Here is a 19,731-nt window from a genome sequence, read left to right on the forward strand (position 1 = left end):
TCTAACTGAACCTCCGGGAGTTTTATCATCTCCCGGGTATGCGCTCATCTCCCGAAAGACTAGACTGGGTGATGGTGATGGTGATGAATTTTCATTTCATTAATGCGCATAGTTATTTATGTCGTGTTCGTTGATATGCCTTCACACTAACGAAGCTTCAGGGAATTTTCAACTATAAATTGTAAGTTTTTGGATTTTTTTTTTTATGATCAAAAAAGGAGGCCTTAGCCTCCTTTTCAATACGTGAATCTATATCAAAATATTAAGCACTTTGTTGTACTGACAACTTCGATCTAGACAATGCTGCTAGAGCAAAACACACCACAACAAAAACGGTTGCAGAAACTGCGAATGAAATAGCAACTGAGGACGTCATACCAAGCGTGATAAAACCAACACACGAAACCAATGCTACAGATAATGCATAAGGAAGCTGTGTGGCGACATGGTCAATATGATTACAACGGGCGCCTGTCGATGAAAGAATCGTCGTATCCGAAATCGGTGAACAGTGGTCTCCGAATACAGAGCCTGCAAGAACGGCACTTAACATTGGTAGCATTAACGCCAAATCGGTAGCACCGGCCATATCACCAGCAATAGGAAGCATGATGCCGAATGTACCCCAGGAAGTACCTGTAGAAAATGCCATCAAGCCCGAAAGCAAGAAGAGAATAACAGGTAACCAGTGAACGCCAATGTTGCCTTGCACGAGTGAAGACAAGTACGCGCCAGTTTTCATGTCACCGATGACAGAACCAATAGACCAAGCAAAGAAAAGAATGAGGATAGCGCCAAACATCGAGTGAGCACCCACCCACATCGTCATTGCAATGTCACGCACAGAAAGCTTCTGACGAGCAACCGTATAAATAGCAACGACTAAGCCAGCTAAACCACCATAAATAAGAGATGTACCAACGTCAGTATTCTCAAACGCACCAAGTAGGTTAAACGCAATACCGTCAGCTGCCAGTGCTTGTCCACCAGTAAACAGCATCGCCGATACCGTCGCAATGATAAGAACTAAAATGGGTAAAATCAGGTCACTAACTCGGCCAAATTCACTTTCTTTAATGTCCAGTTCTTCATTAATTTCATGAGCTTGTTTTGTATCGTTCTCTTTGTCGTGATCAAAGCCAACACCTTGTGAAGCTTGGATTTCATGCTTACGCATTGGGCCAACGTCAAGTTGGAACCACGCCACTGCAAATACCATCAACAATGCAAATACTGCATAAAAGTTCATTGGAATCAGAGTGATGTAGGCGCCAATTGCTGAATATTCAGTCATACCATGAGTGACCAAAATGCCACTGATGATTGTCATGATATACGCGCCCCAGCTAGAAGCTGGCATCAATACACACATTGGTGCTGCTGTAGAATCCAAAATATACGCTAACTTTGCGCGAGACACATAAAAACGGTCAGTAACAGGGCGAGAAATAGCACCAACAGCAAGGCTGTTGAAATAGTCATCTACGAAAATGAATACGCCAAGAAAGGCTGCTAGTAATTTTGAACCACGCTTGCTTTTAACTCGAGACTGAGCCCACTCCGCGAATGCACGTGTACCACCTGATAGCGTCAGTAAAGCTGTCATCATGCCAAGTAGCAATAAGAAGCCAACGATACTCATATTCCATGAATTGAGCCCACCATCTTCAATCACAACACCAGAGACTGTTGTGCCAATATAGCTTAGCGAGTTTCCAATAGAAAAGTCAGAAAGAAGGATTGCCCCAAGAATGATCCCGACGCCAAGAGATAACAGTACTCGACGAGTAACAATAGCAAGAGTTAACGCCATAATTGGCGGAAGTAACGACAACGGTGACGTTGCAAAATCGATTAAATTCATGATCTTCAAAAACCAGTTTTTAGTTGGTTAGAGATCTACTGCAGACATGTTAGCGATAGTTTATCGTAACAAACGTTGAACTAAGCGAAAGGGAAGTGAACACTTCACCCAACCCTACAGTAGCGCTCCATAGTTTAACAAAATAATAGACTATGGCAGTGTTGTTCCTTTCGAAGACAACCCCAGCATACAAGCATGACATTCTTATATACTTCGGCGGCAATACCTTTCGCTATTGTTCATTGGAGTCACCCCAACAATGGCTACTGATTATTTCCGCACCTCTACATCAAAAGCGATATCTTGTTCCAAAACTGTTCATCAGCTCAGAACATACGACTCACCTTCGCATTAGGTAGACGCCATTGTACTTATAGAAATGCCAATTGCAACATAAAAGCGACGTTGCGTTCCTCGCCAATATGATAATGTCGAAACTATAAACAGCAGTCGCTATCACACAATATTGCTCTTCTTATTCTAGCGTCTAAATCAAACTTTGGGGACGGGCTGTTATTTCTCAATAGTGAGAACGACCAAAATCAACGTCCGGTATCCATGATTTCTATTCCAGATTAAGGTTCGTAGTGAAGACGGCTCACTGCCGGCCGTGAGACAAACTCTTTCTATGTTTAACAACAAGGTTTCATATGAAATTACTGTAATTTTTTAATTATGTATTAGGCATAACTTATGCGACGGTAAACATAAACTTTTTAACTACTCAATAGTGGTTATGTGATTCTTTAGCGAGAAGTCTCTTTTATTTACTTACCTGTTTTATTAGTTTTAATCACAAAAAGATATTTAATTTATGTTTCAACACAAAATTGACAATATTTTACCTTATTAGCCTTAGTTAAATATTGTCAAAATTAACTTTCAAGTTTATTCTTATCGAGTCATCTATTATAACTCATGGGAATTGTCATGTCTGAACTGACCAAAACTCTACTGAATATTCGTAGCCTACGCGCCTTTGCTCGTGAATTAACAATTGAACAACTAGAAGAAGCTCTAGATAAACTCACTATTGTTGTGCAAGAAAGACAAGAAAGTGAAGCGGAAGAACGTGCTGCAAATGCAGAGCGCGAAGCTAAGCTTGCTGAATACGCACAAATGATCGCTAAAGACGGTATCGATGTAGAAGCGTTAATTTCTGCTCTATCTGGCGAAAGCAAAGGTAAAAGCAAATCTAAGCGTGCTCCTCGCCCAGCGAAATACAAATACGTTGATGCGAGCGGTGCAGAAAAAACGTGGACTGGTCAAGGCCGAACGCCTTCTGTAATTCAAGCTGCGCTAGATTCAGGTAAATCATTAGAAGAGTTCGCTATTTAAGTGTCCTAAACTCTAATAATAAAAAAGCGCCTCTTCGGCGCTTTTTTATTATCTTTCCCAATATGCTTCTTCCAAGCTATCTTCTCTTTCTGGTAAACCTCTTGATAATCGAGGAGAGTGTTGAACCAGAACTTCGTAACTGGCTCGATTTGAGTACTTACATACTTGAGAAAAAGAAGAGTAAGTCAAAAATGGATATTGATGCTTGCTTGAGTTAGGAACGTTTTCCTTGTGGTATTTATTCGCCGCCATATCATGCAGTAATGCCGATAAGGCCGCATCCCCTGCTCCATTTGTATTTTTGATCTTTTCTGGGCCGCCCATGTATGGAGCAATATGTGAATACACTTTAATTGGGTTAACACATTCACCTTTTAAAGATGGACGACTGAACTCGTAACGATTGAATTCAGCAATGCAACCTGGCAATAACGGCAACGAGGTTTCTCTTTTCGAGTCATTTTCAGTATATCCCGCCATAAACAAACCCACTGGACCAGCCGTGCACAATACAATATCGACCCAATCAAGTGCTTTATCTGAAGCCGCTAAAGGATCGCTCTCTCCGGTAAGCGCTTCGGCTTCATCTTCATTCATTGCAACAACAGTGACATGTTCTTGCAAAAAGCTTTGCCAATATTCAGGATCATCTTGAATAACGAACTTGGTTCCCAATGTCAAAACGACAGGAACGTTATATTGTTTTGCGTACTTAATCGCTTGCATTGTTGCCTCTGGCATCGGATCGCCTTTTTTACAGCGCACCAAATAAGCAGTTAATACAAGAGCAGAAGCATTTTCGAATATACTTTCAGGAATACTATCAGAATGCAGTTGGTTCATTTGACCTTCACTAATTGCAAAGGTACGCTCACCGTCTTCAGTAATTAGCGCAAAACAACGACCAATAGCACCGTCGACACCTTGTAGATAATTAAGATCCATTCGACTCGACGTATTACATAGATAACGATACCCATAGCTACCTATTTTAATGTCCGCACTCATGACACCTAATAGTACAGACTTATCGTCCGCCAACACCGAGTAATTATGAAGAGTGTTCCCTATCGTTCCACCAGCATACTCGTTAGTGATCAATTCTAGTTGCTTTAGCTCTTTATAAAGACGCTCTGCTGTTTCGTCATCGATGACTAAAGAGTGACCTTTACTCAGCCCAAACTTGTCAATCAGTTCACTGCTCACCTTAGCTTCGATATCAACCAAAGTTTGATCAATACCAATGATATGAGTTCGGGCCATTGTTTTACTTTGTTGAGATTGGCTCACTAAAGGGTCACGGGCATGAACAGGAAAGTAGTGTTTCGATTTACGTTGTCCGGGAAATTTCATAACAGTTCGTCTGCGAATTGAGAAGGAAGGCGTAATTCTACCGCTTGTCAGCTTTAAGTCGCAACAACGCGTAACGTAGCAAACGATTACGTCGCGCTTTATTTTAAAATGAGGCCTCCATGCCTTGTAAATATGCGGATTTTAAAGGTCCACTAAAGTGTGATTTACATCTCGGATCTGTTTTGAGCGTAATCTTTCTGCTAGAATCGGCGTCCAAGTCAAATCGGTAGAAATACAACATGTCTGATAACAGCCAAAAAAAAGTGATTGTCGGTATGTCCGGCGGTGTAGATTCCTCAGTTTCTGCGTATCTTTTGCAACAACAAGGATACCAAGTCGAAGGCCTGTTCATGAAGAACTGGGAAGAAGACGATAACGAGGAATATTGTACCGCTGCTGAAGATTTGGCAGATGCACAAGCAGTCTGCGACAAACTCGGTATCCACCTACATACCATTAATTTCGCTGCCGAATATTGGGATAATGTCTTTGAGTATTTCCTTGAAGAATATAAAGCTGGCCGAACGCCAAACCCAGATATTCTGTGCAATAAAGAGATTAAATTTAAAGCATTTCTTGAATTTGCTGACGAAGTCCTCGATGCCGACTACATAGCAATGGGTCACTACGTGCGTCGCACTTTCCCAAAGAACGGTGAACAACCTCAAATGTTAAGAGGTCTGGATAACAATAAAGACCAAAGTTACTTCCTTTATACATTGAGCCACGAACAAATTGGCCGTAGCTTGTTTCCTGTCGGTGACCTAGAGAAACCAGAAGTACGACGTATTGCCGAAGAGCAAGATTTGATCACTGCGAAAAAGAAAGACTCAACGGGTATTTGTTTTATCGGTGAGCGCAAATTTACGGACTTCTTGTCTCGCTATTTACCTGCACAACCGGGTAAAATTGAAACACCTGAAGGCAAAGAAATTGGCGAGCATCAAGGCCTTATGTACCATACTTTAGGTCAGCGTAAAGGCTTACACATTGGTGGTCAAAAAGGTGGCGGTGGCAACGAAGACCCATGGTACGTAGCTGATAAAGATCTTAAGCGAAACGTGTTAATCGCGGTCCAAGGCGCAGATCATCCGCTTCTAAAATCGACCGGACTTGTTGCTTCTCAATTACATTGGGTAGATCGCAACGTGATCAAAGAGCCAATGAGCTGTACCGTCAAAACTCGCTATCGCCAACAGGATATACCTTGTACCATCATCCCTGTTGATGATGCGACAATAAAAGTTATTTTTGATGAGCCACAAGTTGCTGTTACACCCGGACAATCAGCCGTTTTCTATAAAGACGACGTTTGTTTAGGTGGTGGCATCATAGAAGAGCGCATCTAAACCAATTAGGAGAATTACGTGGCTAATACACTTTATGACCGTACCATTGCTTTTGCTGGGATATGCCAAGCGGTAGCGCTTGTTCAGAAAGTCGCGAAAGACGGTTACTGTGATTCAGACGCGTTAACGACTTCACTCAAGGCAGTACTCAATACCAATCCTGCGAATACACTTGAAGTGTTCGGTCATGAATCGGATCTTAAATTGGGTCTAGAGTGTCTAGTGAATGGCATCGATAGTACGCCGGCAGGAAGTGAAGTGACTCGTTATATCATTAGCCTGATGGCTCTTGAACGTAAGCTTGCTGGACGAAGAGACGCTATGGCTCAACTGGGTGATAGATTGCAGATGTTAGAACGTCAATTAGATCACTACGAACTACTTGACGAACAAATGATCAGTAACCTCGCCAGTGTTTATTTGGATGTCATCAGCCCAATTGGCCCTCGAATTCAAGTGACGGGTACACCTGCAATGCTGCAACAAACCACGACGCAGCATAAAGTTCGTGCTTTGCTTCTATCTGGCATTCGCAGTGCCGTACTTTGGCGTCAGGTTGGTGGCAAGCGACGTCATTTGGTCTTCGGACGCAAGAAAATGATTGAGCAAGCCCAGATCTTACTCGCCAGGATTTAATGCTAAGCTCGCAACGATTTGCGAGCTAATTCCCATACCAATATAAATTTAACGCAAACGTTTGCGCAATCTTCGTGACAAACACGATTGTTATTGGTATAAAGCTCACAAAATATAGAAACTCAATTCAGGAGAACACCATGGAACTGTCAGCATTGACTGCTGTTTCACCAGTAGACGGCCGTTACGGAAGTAAGACAACTGCACTTCGCAGCATCTTTAGTGAGTTTGGCCTACTAAAGTACCGCTCTATCGTTGAAATTCGTTGGTTGCAAAAACTAGCAGCAACGGATGCAATCAAAGAAGTTCCGGCATTCAGTGCAGAAGCAAATAAATTTCTTGATGAATTAGCCGCAAACTTCAGCGAAGAAGATGCTGCACGTATCAAAGAAATTGAACGCACGACTAACCACGATGTAAAAGCGGTTGAGTATTTCCTAAAAGAAAAAGTAGCCGGTGTTCCTGAGCTTCACGCTGTTAATGAGTTCATCCATTTTGCGTGTACTTCTGAAGATATTAATAACACGTCTCATGCTCTGATGCTAAAAGAAGCTCGCGAGACCGTTATTCTTCCTGAACTCCGTAACATCATTGATGCAATCGGCCAGCTTGCTGTTGAATATCGTGATATTCCATTACTGTCTCGCACACACGGTCAGCCAGCTTCCCCATCAACAATGGGTAAAGAAATGGCAAACGTGGCGTACCGTATGGAACGTCAATATAAGCAAATCGAAGCCGTAGAGATCCTAGGTAAAGTGAACGGTGCCGTGGGTAACTACAACGCTCACCTATCCGCTTACCCTGAGCTAGATTGGCACAAGTTTAGTGAAGAATTCATCACTGAATCTCTTGGCGTGACGTGGAACCCGTACACAACGCAAATTGAACCTCACGATTATATTGCTGAGCTTTTTGACGCTATCGCTCGCTTCAACACTATCCTAATCGATTTCGATCGTGACGTATGGGGTTACATCGCGCTAGGTCACTTCAAGCAAAAGACCATTGCTGGCGAAATCGGCTCATCAACTATGCCACATAAAGTAAACCCAATTGACTTCGAAAACTCTGAAGGCAACCTAGGGCTAGCTAACGCGGTATTTGCACATCTAGCACAAAAACTTCCAGTTTCACGTTGGCAACGTGACCTGACTGACTCAACGGTTCTTCGTAACCTTGGCGTTGGTGTAGGTTACGCAATCATTGCTTATACTTCGACTCTGAAAGGTATCACTAAGCTTGAAGTGAACCGCGAAGCGCTTCTTGCTGAACTAGACAAAAACTGGGAAGTTTTAGCAGAACCGGTACAGACGGTTATGCGTCGTTACGGTATCGAAAAGCCATACGAGAAACTAAAAGAGCTCACTCGTGGTAAACGAGTTGATGGTGAAGCTATGCGTAACTTCATTGATGGTCTTGAACTACCAGAAGATGAAAAAGCACGCCTTAAGCTCATGACACCAGCGAACTATATTGGTCAAGCAATCGAGCTAACGGACAAACTGTAAGTTAGCTGAGCTGTTTTCCACTAAAAAGGTAGGCTTATCGCCTACCTTTTTTTGTTCTGTTATTGCTTATCAAAGAACAGCGTAATTCGCCCTACTTCTACACCAAATTTTCTTATACTGGTTAGATTAAATACATGATTATCATCCTGGCGATGGAGCCAATCATCTAGTGCGACCGTATATTGGCTGCCATCGACTTCGATTTCAAAATCATAAGTCCAGTGCAACGTATTTCCTACTTCACGCCCTGTTGCAATACCAATAATATCCCCAGCCGTACCTTCATAGTATCCGTCGCCTAAGCGCTTTATCACCCAAATTCTTTGAGTTATTTCCCCATCGTCGAATACAAAGTCTTCAACCAATGTCAGTGTATCTGCCTCTATCGTGCCGACAATACTGACCTCAAATCGACGGGTTTGCTTGTCACTGTAATCTTGTACCATACCCCAGGCTTGGGTTTCTCCTTCGAAGTACTCAAACAGATCAAAGCTTGGACTAGCCTGCCGGTAATCTTCAATATCACTGCTACACGCCGTAACCAGTAGAGCAGCGAATAAACAAAGGTAGTTCCTAACTATCTTCATGTGGTTCATCGATTAGCTCCTATTAACTGTGCTCTAAGTTGTGGATATTCACTTTTTGGCGACAGCCAAATTGCTAGAAATGCGTCGTTTAATTCTTCATCTTGGATACTGCCGACGTTCAACATTCTCTGCGTGCCACGATGAAAATAAAACGTTCCGGACGATCCATCGGTAACGTAGACTAGCTCATCGCCATCTTCGATACTGGGAAAAATATCTGATAATGCCTCGATCCAGTTTGAATTTTTCACACGCGAATAACCCATCTTTTGCCACTGCTCGGCTGTTGCATCAAGCAATTGCTTCCGAGAGATGTCTCTTTGGTATTTGATTCTTAAAGCGATGGGATGAGGAGTCACGTCTTGAGACACCAAGTATTCCCCTTTCGGACTGAGTAGTTGTGATTGATAAACGTCAAAGAAAAGCCAGCTCAATTGGGCTTGACCCACGACAGGCCAATCGTTCCAGTTATGAATTTGAGAAGGAGAATCTTCATTGGCTAGAGCTCGACCAGGAACAATTACTAAGCCCAGGAACACGATGAGAAGTAAGCTGGTCAACAAGCTTGTAAGGTTTCGGTTTGGTAAAAACATGGCGCTAGTCTCTTGTTTGAATTCGCACCACCAAAGCCATTAAAAGTGTCCACTCGAGAAATAAAATCAGACTTGTCGCAATCGGAGAAAAACTCCACGATACGGCTCCAATTTTAAGTCCTGCAAAGTAACTCAGGGCTCCGGCTATGCCTCCTACAATACTTACGAGAAACAGAGGGTATCGGTTCACTACTGAGAATAAAACAACTGCATACCAGCCAAAAGCCGCCCAGAGGGCAATTAACCAAAGCGGCAGAACATCCTGATTGAAGACGAGCACGCCTGAGTATAAGTTGAGGCTATCGATAACCAGGCCAGACAAAAATATCACCGCCATGGAAAGCACAGCTCGCCTATCAAAGTAGCTCGCCATAACCACCGTGATTGCCACAAGCGCTACTAGTAACAATTGCCATTTATCTTGCCCTAATACCGCCATAACCCACAGAAGCTGGAACCAAGTACTTTTGATTATTAGAGACGGTACACGCGACATAGTCATCTTCAGCCCCGTTGAAAAGTCATGTGAACAGTACTGATGCTCTTTGCCCTAAAACCGCCTTCACAGTAACAGAAGTAATAGGTCCACATCCTAATAAAGCGCTCATCATAGCCAAGCTTTTTGACTTTATTCAGTGACAGTTCAAAACGGTTGCGCCAAGCTTTGAGCGTAGACGCGTAGTCCAGACCAATATCAAACAGGTCTCTAACAATCAGATCGGTGTAATTGGTTGAACATTGTGTGAGTGCGGTAATCGACGGTAGGAAACCACCCGGGAAAATGTACTTTTGAATAAAGTCGACGTTGTCTGCGTAATTATCGTAGCGTTGGTCAGCAATAGTGATCGCTTGGATTGCCATCATCCCTTTTGGTTTTAGTAGTTGTTGGCATTTCTCGAAATAGGACGATAGAAAAGACTTACCTACTGCTTCGATCATCTCAATTGAGACTAGCTTATCGTACTGCCCTTCAAGCAAACGATAGTCTTTTTTCAGCAATGTGATCTTGTCACTCAAACCTAAAGCGTCAACTTTACGCTTGGCATATTCAAACTGTTCTTCCGATATCGTCGTTGTTGTCACCAAACAACCGTATTTGCTCGCCATATAAATAGCCATTCCACCCCAGCCGGTACCGATTTCAATCACGTGATCGGTACTTTTAAGTTCTAGCTGCTGACACAATCTTTCCATTTTATTAATTTGAGCTTGCTCTAAGCTATTATCAGGCGCTGAATAAATTCCCGACGAATAAAGCATATTCTCATCTAGAAAAGTAGAGTACAAATCGTTGCCAAGATCATAATGTGCACCGATATTTTCTTTCGATTGCGACACTGTATTTCGATTTACCCAATGAGCAATTTTATAAAGAATGCGACTGAGGAAACTGGAATTATCCTCAATTGAATCCACCGCTTTTAGATTGAGAGCCATTAATTCCATTAGACTGGTTAAATCCGGACTTTCCCACCAGCCGTCCATAAACGCCTCACCAGCCGCAATACTTCCGCCTCTCATTAAACGACGATAGAAGTCAGGATGTTTTATCTCAATAAGCGCACTTGGCTCGCCCTTTTGAGGGGAACCAAATTGAGTACGATCTGACTCCAACAGCCCCGACTCTTTTTGATAAGACTCAACAATCGTTAAACTGCCAACCTCTAATTTGTACAAACAACTGAAGGCAATATTTCTCGCTGTTTTTTGGAATATATTGAGTGTTTTTGGCACATCCAAGGACGTTGCATTCAACATTGCTGTTCTCCCTAATTCGAATTCTTATGGTTTTTCTCGTTGTGCTTATATAATAAAAAACCAATCGTTCTATTTGTCTACGTTAGAAGGGTGGTCATAGATCGGTGCTCGTTTGAGCCACAGCTTAAAAGCATGCCAATATATCCCGGCCAAAACCTTAATCGTCATTATTGGTGTTCGCACCAATTGCTTTATCAATGTGCGACTACTAAATTCCTGCCCTGTCATTGCTACCGTCGCCTCAAACTCTTTGTTTTTTCTATGGCAGGCCAAGTGGACAAACAGGCGCTCAGAGGGTGCTCTAATATTCCAAACATAAGTTTGGTCGATGGGATTGAACGGGGACACATGAAAGGCCTTATCGTGTGTCCAATTTTCTTTCTCTTTACCACTGTCGGCACTAATTGCATAATAATGCCGTTCATTCCAGGGCGTGTTACTCACCTCGGCAAGCAAATAGCGCCAAACCCCTTTCTGATCATAAACGTAGTAAAAGTTGACCGGACTAAAGTACAGTCCCATGTAGCGCAAGTGACAGACCATCAGGATTTTGCCTGAATATCTTTGACCCGTAATGTCGTAGACTTTGTTATGAACAGCGTGCTTTATATCCCCTTCGCCAATATAGTCCTCGCGACGAAAACGTGCCCAATGCCACCAATGCTTCCCAAACCCCCAGACCTTTTCACAAAGCAGATCCAATTCATCAAGATCGATACAAGGCATAAACAAAGGATAGTTGAGACTGTGCTCAATCGGAGTAAAACGACGATGTTTAACCTGGCCAACCATGAGCAGGCTGTTGCTAAACGTACGACTCATGCGGCCCCCTTGGTGGCTATTGGGTTAGTACTGGCTAACCTTTCAATGCCCTCCACTACTTCAAGGGCACTTTTTACTCCGTCTTCATGAAATCCGTTGTGCCAGTATGCTCCGCAATACCAGGTATGGTTATGGCCGCTGACCTCTGATTTCCTCTTCTGAGAGGCTAGTGAGGATGTGGAAAACACTGGGTGACTGTAGTGAAACACCTTTAATATTTTGTTTTCGTTAATCCGTTCCGAGGAGTTGAGCGATACACAGAACGTGGCGTCAGCCTTAATGTGTTGAAGGATATTCATGTTGTAGGTTAGCGCTGGCAATCTTTGCTGTTCCGTACTACTACCATCTAAATAATAGTTCCACGACGCCCATGCAGCCTTCCGCTTGGGTAGTAGAGACGTATCCGTATGCAATATAACTTCATTGCTTTGATAAACCATATTCGCCAAGACTTCCTGCTCTTGTTGGGTGGGAGTATCTAAAAGCTTCAAAGCTTGATCACTGTGGCAGGCAAAAATAACCTGATCAAACCAGTACTCTTGATCATTCGCTTCAACGACAACACCAGACTCATGACGAGTTACTTTGGATACTGGTGTTGACAGCCGAATACGATCGGAAAATTCTTTTGTTAACGGATCGATGTATGCTCTTGAACCGCCATTCACGACATACCATTGGGGTCGGTCTACCACATCGAGCAGACCATGATTTAAGAAAAAACGCAGGAAAAAACTAAGAGGGAAACAACGCATATCAGCCAACGTCGACGACCAAATCGCTGCACCCATTGGCAAAATATAGTTCTGACAGAAGTACTCGCTAAACTGATGCTCGGTTAGGAAGTCTCCCAACGTTGTATGGGTAGACATTTGTGTCTCTGCATTGGCTTTTGCCAACTTGTTAAAGCGCAGTATTTCGAAGATAAAACGATAAAAACTGGGTCTTAGCAGGTTGCGTTTCTGAGCAAATAGCGTTGAGATTGTATGACCATTATACTCGAGTCCGCTATCGTCATTTCGGATACTAAAGCTCATTTCTGTCGGTGTACCTTCCACTCCGATTTGCTCTAACAGTTTTATAAAATTAGGGTAGGTTCTATCGTTGTACACGATAAAACCAGTATCCACAGCATATTGATTGCCTTGAAAAGCTACATCGACCGTTGCGGTATGGCCACCAATATAATCATTCGCTTCAAAGACGGTAATATCATGGTTCTTGTTTAAGTAATACGCACTGGTTAGCCCCGAAATACCACTGCCAATGATCGCAATTTTCATGTTTTTCTCCACCACTAAAAAATAGTCATAATAAACGTTTGGCCAAATAGGTCTGCCAACGATATGGGAGCATAGACACTACCCTCAAAATAGAAGTAAATCGTCGAGGGAAATAAATTGATGAGTGTCCTTTGGCAATACCACTTCTGATAGACAGTGAGGCACGTTCAGGCGTCACTAACATCGGCATTGAAAACGTGTTCTTGTCTGTTAAGGGCGTCTTCACAAATCCTGGAAAAACGATTGAAACATCGATTCGTTTTCTAGCCCAATCCAACTGAAGACCTCTTGCAATATAACTTAACGCTGCCTTAGAACCGCCATAAGCCTCAGCCCTTGGTAAAGCGACTTCGCTCGCTATTGAGCCTACAATCACAACTCTGTGTCCCGGTGCCAGACTGCTTTGTATGCCTTCCAAAACATTAACAGTGCCCATGACGTTGGCCTCAAACACGCGTCTAATCAAAACAGAATCAATGTACCCGTCGTCGACGTATTCGCAGTTGCCAGCATTCAAAATCCATAATGACGGAGGGACGTCGATTGACTTTAAGGCATGGGAAATCTGCTCTTTATCCGTCGCATCAAAAATCAGTGGCGTAATCGCTGGGCGTTCTTTGGTTAGTTCAGAAAGTCGCTCCTCTGAACGACCACAGGCATACACTTTACAATCACTATCGGCATAGTCTTTGGCCAATTGCAGACCGATTCCTGAAGACGCTCCCGTAATAAAAACGCTACTATGCTCGACCATTTTCATTGCCCCAGTCTTTGTTTTATATTGCGAATGATCATGCCAAGAAGCGGTATGTTTTCGTAAAGCATTTCTCCCAAGTCAAAGTAGTCACGATGATAAATGACTTTTTGTTCAGAGAAATGCAATTGACTGACGCCATTGACTAACACTGTTTCACCTTTGTTTAACTTTGGATGCTGCAACTCCATAGTCCATGTAAGGAACCCTGTGTTCTCAACCTGTTGCTGATGTAGAATGGTGAAATCACACTTGATGACGTTAGTGTACAGGGACTCAAAATAGGCTGAGAGTGCGGGCCAACCTTCAAAACGATGAGCGGAGTCCTCAAACACCACGTCCTGATGATAAATGTGTTCGAGCAAGTAGAGATTGTCTTTACTCAGCTTTTGATAAGTTTGGCTTACTTGGTCGATATCCATTGTGACTCCTAAAATCATGCACAGTCCCCTAGCCATTAATACAGTGTAAATTGAAGGACCGTCTTGCTCCTTTGTTTTGAAGCGTTGTGTGCACTGATACGCAGGAATGTTAAATATGGATCAAAAAAAGCTTGGATGCGAGCCAAGCTTTTTTAAATAAATTCACTATCTTAGAATTGAGATTACATTTGAGACTCTCGTAGCGCCGATATGCGTTTATCAAGTGGTGGATGGCTCATCAAAAGCTCTGTAATAGAGCGTTTACCGTTAATGCCAAACGCCATCATTGAACCTTCAAGTTGAGATTCTTGACTCATTTTAAGGCGCTCCAGTGCTGCAATCATCTTATGTTTACCCACTAAACTTGCCGCGCCAGCATCAGCGTGGAATTCACGGTGACGGCTGTACCACATAGTAATAAAGCTCGCTAGGAAGCCGAATACTAATTCAAGAACCATTGAGATACCAAAGTACACCATCATGTTGGTTCCACCTTCACCCTCTTCGTTATTATTGCTCGAGGCAACAATGTTGGCGATAAAGCGTGAAAGGAAAATAACAAAAGTATTCACAACACCTTGCATTAACGTCATTGTGACCATGTCACCGTTTGCAATATGGCTGACTTCGTGTGCTAAAACGGCTTCAGCTTCATCACGTGTCATACTGTGAAGCAGCCCAGAAGAAACCGCTACCAACGAGTCGTCTCTTTTCGCCCCTGTTGCAAACGCATTGATGTCTGGCGAGTCATAAATTGCGACCGTTGGCATTCCGATACCCGACTGCTTCGCTTGGCGAGAGACAGTCTCAAGTAACCAGTGCTCAGTTTCGTTTCTTGGGCTTTCAATGACCGTCCCACCGACAGAGCGCAATGCCATACTTTTTGACATCATCAAAGAGATGAATGAACCGCCAAAGCCAAATACTGCAGCCATGACGAGTAGCCCCGATAGGCTACCTGGTTGCATGCCTGTTACAGCATAAACAATATTTAAAACAACACTTAAAACCAGTACAACGGCCAAGTTTGTTGCCAAAAATAACATTACTCGCTTCATTCACTACTCTCCAATTTAAGAAGCTTGGTTACTGTTGCCCCATATCCTTGACACTATCGATTATCATCGATGGTGTAGGCACAGAACGTATTCCTTTACTGTGCGTCTCAATAATCATAATAGACTCCAGTGAGATCCACAGCACATTTTGACATTACACTATATATGTATAGTCCTAAATTTGAAAAGCAAGGTTAAGGATAAAATTGAAACAAAAAGTTAATCCTTTTGTTACCCTCAATAATATAAGATATTGATATAAATACACTCATCAAAATCAGCACACTAGTGCATATAGATGAGTATTAATGAGAGATTCTACGTGACTTGTCAGGCTTTAGACTTTGGTCGTATTGTATGCGCGCAAACGTAGAGCTACAGTTCAGTCAGACGATTGAAACCATGACCAGAAGGAAACGAACATGGTAGAGAACAATAATTTTCAAATGGCTATCGATTTACTGTGCTGTCATCTCGGAATTTCGGAAGATGAAGCCAGAGAGCAACTTGGCATGTCTAGCCCGAGTGATGTTGACAGACACATTATGGAAACACAATCGGCTTTGATGGGGCTAAGTGAAGACAAGTAATTGTCTATAAAATAATAAGGGCTGCAGTAGCAGCCCTTTTTGATTTTTAACGCAGTACTGATAAATCGATGTACTGCCCCATATCTCGCTTCTTAACCGACGGTACATACGGTAGTTCACCGATTTTAGGTGCGTCCATCTTTCGTTCTAACATACTTATAATTTCAGCATAATGCTCAACACCCGGATTAATTCGATTAGCAACCCAACCGACCACTTCAAGCCCATCAGCTCGTATAGCCTCAGCAGTAAGCATCGCATGACTCAAACAACCAAGCTTAATTCCGACGACCAATACAACGGGCAGTTTTTCTTGCTTGACCCAGGTAGACAAGCAGTCTTTTTCTGAAATTGGCACACGCCAACCGCCAGCGCCCTCGATCAGAACAAAGTCACTGTTTTTTTTATGATCCGCTAATACAGAAGAGAGTCTGTTATAGTCAACCTCAACACCGTCATGCTGCGCCGCTATATGTGGCGATGCCGGCAAAGTCAACGCATATGGATTGACAAGATCATACTCTACGTCAAGTGTTGCTGCACTTTGCAAATGAAGTGCGTCGGAGTTGCGTAATCCATTTTCGGTCTGCTCACAGCCTGCCGCTACTGGTTTATAACCGACCGTCGATTTTCCTTGTGTCGCAATAGCATTAAGGATTGCTTTTGAAACAACAGTTTTACCTACTTCGGTGTCCGTACCGGCAATAAATAGTGCATCCATCATAATTGAATAGCCCCTAAACATACGTGATAACTTGCCGGCAATAAGCCAAGCTCATTTCTAAATTGACGGTACTCTGTCTCTACACCTTGCAACACAGAGCGACTTACAAGTCCTTGAGAGCGATTTTCGATATGGTTTGCACCGATACCTTTTAAGTCGCGCATAAGCTCGAAAGCCGTTTGATACCAAACTACTATTTGGGGCAAGTCTAGACGATGGTTGACGCATGCAGATTGAGCTAACGCAATATTTAGCCTATCGAGACAAATAAAATCGTTAACATGTTGATGTGTATCAATTTTTGACCATGATTCTTTCAACTCATGTAAAGAACCATCCAAAAGAGTGGAAAAGAGAAGTTTTCCCCCTTTTTTGGTGACTCTTTTCATTTCATTCAATGGCACGGCCAGATCCTCGCACCATTGCAAAGCCAAACTGGAAACAACAAGATCGAATGATTCGGCATCAAATGGTAAGCGCTCTGCATCTGCTATCACGTAATCCTTTGCCGATCTGCCACACCTTACTTTCGCCTGTTCGAGCATCTTTTCAGACAGGTCTGCACAGGTCACGACGGCTCCACGTTGGATCAATTGCTCGGTGCAATATCCCGTGCCACAGCCCAAATCTAATATCTGTGCACCCAATAAGTTCTCTGGTAAAAGTGACAATAGACGATCTGCGACATCTCTCTGAAACGCTGCATGTTTATCATAACTTTGTGCCGCTTTTCCAAAAGCGAGTGAGATCGCGACTTTATCTGCGATGCTATCTGATGTATTTGAGTAGGTTTGTGACTGAACGGCTACAGAAGAACTTCTAACATTGGTCATCACAACGCCTCCATGCTGCGCATTAACGAATAGGACAAAGTATCTATATCACTTTCGTGATGGGCGGCTGACAATGTAATCCTTAACCTGGCACTATTTTTTGGCACGGTGGGTGGTCTAATGGCTGTGGTCCAAATCCCTTGTTCTTTTAACGCATTTGACAGGTCAATGGCGTTATTCGACTCACCACATAACCATGGCTTAATTGGCGTCTTTGTCTCAACAAGACAATGTAAGTCCGATACTTTATTGTGTAGCTGCTCACTCAAGTCAAAGAGTTTTTCTCGCCTCCAATGCTGAGTTTGAATCATGGAAGCGGCCTTTGATAACGCTGAGGCATGCGCTGGTGACATTGCTGTCGAATATATATAGTGACGTGCAAATTGGGTTAGGTAATCGGCAATATCATCACCGCAAAGCACAGCGGCACCATTAAGCCCGAATGCTTTGCCAAATGTGATGACCAAAATATCTGGCCTATGTTCACTTAGCGATCTGGCTCCACGCCCATCCTCTCCCAGGACACCAATACCATGAGCGTCATCAATCATGCTCCAACTCTGTGAGGCCCGACAATGCTCTAATAGAGCATCAATGGGCGCGATATCACCATCCATGCTGAAAACACTTTCAGTTGCCACTAACGTGTTTTGTGACCCATTTAGGTATCGAGAAAGATCTTCCATATCATTGTGCTTAAAGCGTCGCATATTTGCAGGCCCTAGATGACCTGCTTCAATGAGTGATGCGTGATTCAATCGATCTTGCAGTAACAGATCGCCTTTTTCTAGCAAGGTAAATAGCACTGCTTGATTTGCTGAAAAGCCAGAACCAAACAGCAGCGCTCTTGAGTAGCCCAACCACTCGCAAAGTTGAGATTCTAATGAACGGTGCGGCGTTGAATGACCGGTAACCAGTGGAGATGCTCCACTACCAATGCCATACTTAGTAACAGAGTCTTGATAGGCAATTTTCAGCTCATCTGACGAGGCCAATCCCAGATAGTCGTTAGATGAGAAGTTAATATATGACCGTCCATCGATACTAATTTGGCTTTGTTTCACAGAATCAAAAGCGTGGACCGTGCGAAACAACGCTTGGTCTTTGCGAGCATTAAGCGCTGCTTCAATTCGAGTTTTAAACGCTTGCGTCATAAAACAGGTCATCTTTACTTGGACGAGCCGCAACACGCTCAACAACGCGATCAAGAAGCTCATTTTCTTGAATTTCATCTGGCTTTTGCGATACTTCGTGGCGATTAATGCCTAATTTCTTGAATAACTGTAAGTCACTGTCTTCATCCGGATTTGGTGTGGTTAACAATTTACAACCATAAAAAACAGAATTGGCCCCGGCCATAAAGCAAAGAGTTTGCATCTGCTCGTTCATATTTTCACGACCAGCAGATAGGCGCACCGCTGAATGAGGCATCATGATGCGAGCAATTGCTATCAAACGAATAAAATCAAATGGGTCAACATCGTCAACGTTTTCTAAAGGCGTTCCTTTAACTTTTACCAACATATTGATTGGTACACTTTCTGGATGAACAGGTAAATTTGCCAATTCCATTAGTAGTCCTGCGCGATCATTGGCACTCTCACCCATCCCAATAATGCCACCGGAGCAAATCTTCATTCCAGCATCACGAACGTGGCTCAAAGTATCGAGCCTGTCTTGGTAAGTGCGTGTGGTAATTATATTGCCGTAAAACTCAGGCGATGTATCAAGATTATGGTTGTAATAATCTAATCCGGCTTCTGCTAATCTATTCGCCTGTTCTGGCGTGAGCATGCCCAGTGTCATGCATGTTTCTAGACCCATACCTTTGACGCCCTTGATCATATCCGCAAGTAAGGGCATATCACGCTCTTTAGGGTTTTTCCATGCAGCCCCCATACAGAAGCGAGTGGAACCTGCGATCTTGGCTTTTTCAGCGGCCTCGAGAACACGCTCGACTTCCATTAATCTTTCACGCTCAACATCAGTTTGATAGCGCGCACTTTGAGGGCAGTATTTACAGTCTTCAGGACAAGCGCCAGTCTTAATTGAAAGTAACGTACTGACTTGGACATGGTTGATTTTTTGAAATTGACGATGAACTTGCTGCGCTTCAAACAATAGATCCATAAAGGGCTTATTCATCAGCTCGCTGACTTCATTGAGTGTCCAGTTATGACGTACTTCCACTTTGCATTCCTTAATTAGTGATGTTGTTCTGCTTGGCTAGTCTACAGACACGCGGTAGACTGTCAA

At 43.1% G+C, this 19,731-nt stretch carries 20 protein-coding genes, 1 riboswitch and 1 other annotated feature (1 of these 22 cut by a window edge); of the genes, 5 read left to right on the forward strand and 15 right to left on the reverse strand.

Going from position 1 to position 19,731, the window contains the following annotated elements; translation table 11 throughout:
* Nucleotides 1-84, reverse strand: a sequence feature (His leader region) (it extends 51 nt beyond the left edge of the window).
* Nucleotides 85-262: 178 nt separating this feature from the next.
* Nucleotides 263-1,864 carry a Na+/H+ antiporter NhaC family protein gene (locus tag LNL84_RS00925; RefSeq protein ID WP_244354366.1) on the reverse strand — a complete coding sequence of 534 codons (1,602 nt, stop codon included), beginning with the start codon at nucleotides 1,862-1,864 and terminating at the stop codon, nucleotides 263-265.
* A gap of 112 nt (nucleotides 1,865-1,976) precedes the next feature.
* A riboswitch (Lysine riboswitch) is annotated at nucleotides 1,977-2,159 on the reverse strand.
* 635 nt (nucleotides 2,160-2,794) lie between these two features.
* On the opposite strand from LNL84_RS00925, the gene LNL84_RS00930 reads away from it, so the two are divergent.
* The gene (locus tag LNL84_RS00930; RefSeq protein ID WP_244354368.1) at nucleotides 2,795-3,202 is read left to right on the forward strand and encodes an H-NS family histone-like protein; all 408 of its coding nucleotides are present in this window, start codon (nucleotides 2,795-2,797) and stop codon (nucleotides 3,200-3,202) included.
* A 48-nt stretch (nucleotides 3,203-3,250) separates the two neighbouring features.
* Here LNL84_RS00930 and LNL84_RS00935 read toward each other — a convergent pair whose 3' ends face one another.
* Nucleotides 3,251-4,555 (reverse strand): inosine/guanosine kinase, encoded by a 1,305-nt coding sequence (locus LNL84_RS00935; protein ID WP_244354370.1) that lies wholly within the window; start codon nucleotides 4,553-4,555, stop codon nucleotides 3,251-3,253.
* Nucleotides 4,556-4,794: 239 nt separating this feature from the next.
* On the opposite strand from LNL84_RS00935, the gene mnmA reads away from it, so the two are divergent.
* The 3 genes from mnmA to purB all read left to right on the forward strand — a co-directional run bounded on the left by mnmA (nucleotide 4,795) and on the right by purB (nucleotide 8,051).
* On the forward strand, nucleotides 4,795-5,904 hold the full coding sequence (mnmA, locus tag LNL84_RS00940) for a tRNA 2-thiouridine(34) synthase MnmA (protein ID WP_244354372.1): 1,110 nt from the start codon (nucleotides 4,795-4,797) through the stop codon (nucleotides 5,902-5,904).
* Nucleotides 5,905-5,922: 18 nt separating this feature from the next.
* Nucleotides 5,923-6,540 (forward strand): high frequency lysogenization protein HflD, encoded by a 618-nt coding sequence (gene hflD / locus LNL84_RS00945; protein WP_244354374.1) that lies wholly within the window; start codon nucleotides 5,923-5,925, stop codon nucleotides 6,538-6,540.
* Nucleotides 6,541-6,680: 140 nt separating this feature from the next.
* Nucleotides 6,681-8,051 carry an adenylosuccinate lyase gene (gene purB, locus LNL84_RS00950; RefSeq protein ID WP_244354376.1) on the forward strand — a complete coding sequence of 457 codons (1,371 nt, stop codon included), beginning with the start codon at nucleotides 6,681-6,683 and terminating at the stop codon, nucleotides 8,049-8,051.
* 59 nt (nucleotides 8,052-8,110) lie between these two features.
* Here purB and LNL84_RS00955 read toward each other — a convergent pair whose 3' ends face one another.
* From LNL84_RS00955 to htpX, 9 genes are all read right to left on the reverse strand, one after another.
* Nucleotides 8,111-8,638 carry a DUF3833 domain-containing protein gene (locus LNL84_RS00955; RefSeq protein ID WP_244354832.1) on the reverse strand — a complete coding sequence of 176 codons (528 nt, stop codon included), beginning with the start codon at nucleotides 8,636-8,638 and terminating at the stop codon, nucleotides 8,111-8,113.
* Nucleotides 8,639-8,643: 5 nt separating this feature from the next.
* Nucleotides 8,644-9,231 (reverse strand): chalcone isomerase family protein, encoded by a 588-nt coding sequence (locus LNL84_RS00960; RefSeq protein WP_244354378.1) that lies wholly within the window; start codon nucleotides 9,229-9,231, stop codon nucleotides 8,644-8,646.
* A 4-nt stretch (nucleotides 9,232-9,235) separates the two neighbouring features.
* Nucleotides 9,236-9,733 (reverse strand): DUF2878 domain-containing protein, encoded by a 498-nt coding sequence (locus LNL84_RS00965; protein ID WP_244354380.1) that lies wholly within the window; start codon nucleotides 9,731-9,733, stop codon nucleotides 9,236-9,238.
* Nucleotides 9,734-9,735: 2 nt separating this feature from the next.
* The gene (locus tag LNL84_RS00970; RefSeq protein WP_244354382.1) at nucleotides 9,736-10,989 is read right to left on the reverse strand and encodes an SAM-dependent methyltransferase; all 1,254 of its coding nucleotides are present in this window, start codon (nucleotides 10,987-10,989) and stop codon (nucleotides 9,736-9,738) included.
* 69 nt (nucleotides 10,990-11,058) lie between these two features.
* Entirely contained in the window at nucleotides 11,059-11,811 is a 753-nt protein-coding gene (locus LNL84_RS00975) for a DUF1365 domain-containing protein (RefSeq protein ID WP_244354384.1), read from the reverse strand.
* Nucleotides 11,808-13,094 (reverse strand): NAD(P)/FAD-dependent oxidoreductase, encoded by a 1,287-nt coding sequence (locus LNL84_RS00980; RefSeq protein ID WP_244354386.1) that lies wholly within the window; start codon nucleotides 13,092-13,094, stop codon nucleotides 11,808-11,810. The genes LNL84_RS00975 and LNL84_RS00980 overlap by 4 nt, the downstream gene beginning before the upstream one ends.
* Before the next feature lie 25 nt (nucleotides 13,095-13,119).
* Nucleotides 13,120-13,854, reverse strand: coding sequence for an SDR family NAD(P)-dependent oxidoreductase (locus LNL84_RS00985; protein WP_244354388.1), 735 nt, complete (start codon nucleotides 13,852-13,854; stop codon nucleotides 13,120-13,122).
* Nucleotides 13,851-14,270, reverse strand: a complete 420-nt coding sequence (locus LNL84_RS00990) for a nuclear transport factor 2 family protein (RefSeq protein WP_244354390.1) — start codon at nucleotides 14,268-14,270, stop codon at nucleotides 13,851-13,853. The genes LNL84_RS00985 and LNL84_RS00990 overlap by 4 nt, the downstream gene beginning before the upstream one ends.
* 182 nt (nucleotides 14,271-14,452) lie before the next feature.
* Entirely contained in the window at nucleotides 14,453-15,328 is an 876-nt protein-coding gene (gene htpX, locus LNL84_RS00995) for a protease HtpX (RefSeq protein ID WP_244354392.1), read from the reverse strand.
* Nucleotides 15,329-15,750: 422 nt separating this feature from the next.
* Here htpX and LNL84_RS01000 point away from each other — a divergent pair, with 422 nt between their 5' ends.
* Nucleotides 15,751-15,918, forward strand: coding sequence for a hypothetical protein (locus tag LNL84_RS01000; protein WP_244354394.1), 168 nt, complete (start codon nucleotides 15,751-15,753; stop codon nucleotides 15,916-15,918).
* Between the two features lie 46 nt (nucleotides 15,919-15,964).
* Here the strand turns inward: LNL84_RS01000 and bioD are convergent, their stop codons facing one another.
* Genes bioD through bioB form a run of 4 tightly spaced genes read right to left on the reverse strand, consistent with a single transcriptional unit; the run spans nucleotide 15,965 to nucleotide 19,665 of the window.
* Nucleotides 15,965-16,663, reverse strand: a complete 699-nt coding sequence (gene bioD, locus LNL84_RS01005; RefSeq protein ID WP_244354395.1) for a dethiobiotin synthase — start codon at nucleotides 16,661-16,663, stop codon at nucleotides 15,965-15,967.
* Nucleotides 16,639-17,475, reverse strand: coding sequence for a malonyl-ACP O-methyltransferase BioC (bioC, locus tag LNL84_RS01010; RefSeq protein ID WP_244354397.1), 837 nt, complete (start codon nucleotides 17,473-17,475; stop codon nucleotides 16,639-16,641). Before bioC ends, bioD begins: the two co-directional genes overlap by 25 nt.
* Nucleotides 17,475-18,629 (reverse strand): 8-amino-7-oxononanoate synthase, encoded by a 1,155-nt coding sequence (gene bioF / locus LNL84_RS01015; protein WP_244354399.1) that lies wholly within the window; start codon nucleotides 18,627-18,629, stop codon nucleotides 17,475-17,477. The genes bioC and bioF overlap by 1 nt, the downstream gene beginning before the upstream one ends.
* The gene (gene bioB / locus LNL84_RS01020) at nucleotides 18,613-19,665 is read right to left on the reverse strand and encodes a biotin synthase BioB (protein WP_244354401.1); all 1,053 of its coding nucleotides are present in this window, start codon (nucleotides 19,663-19,665) and stop codon (nucleotides 18,613-18,615) included. Before bioB ends, bioF begins: the two co-directional genes overlap by 17 nt.
* Nucleotides 19,666-19,731: the final 66 nt, after the last annotated feature.

This window comes from Vibrio gelatinilyticus (genome assembly GCF_022836845.1).
Lineage (GTDB): Bacteria > Pseudomonadota > Gammaproteobacteria > Enterobacterales > Vibrionaceae > Vibrio > Vibrio gelatinilyticus.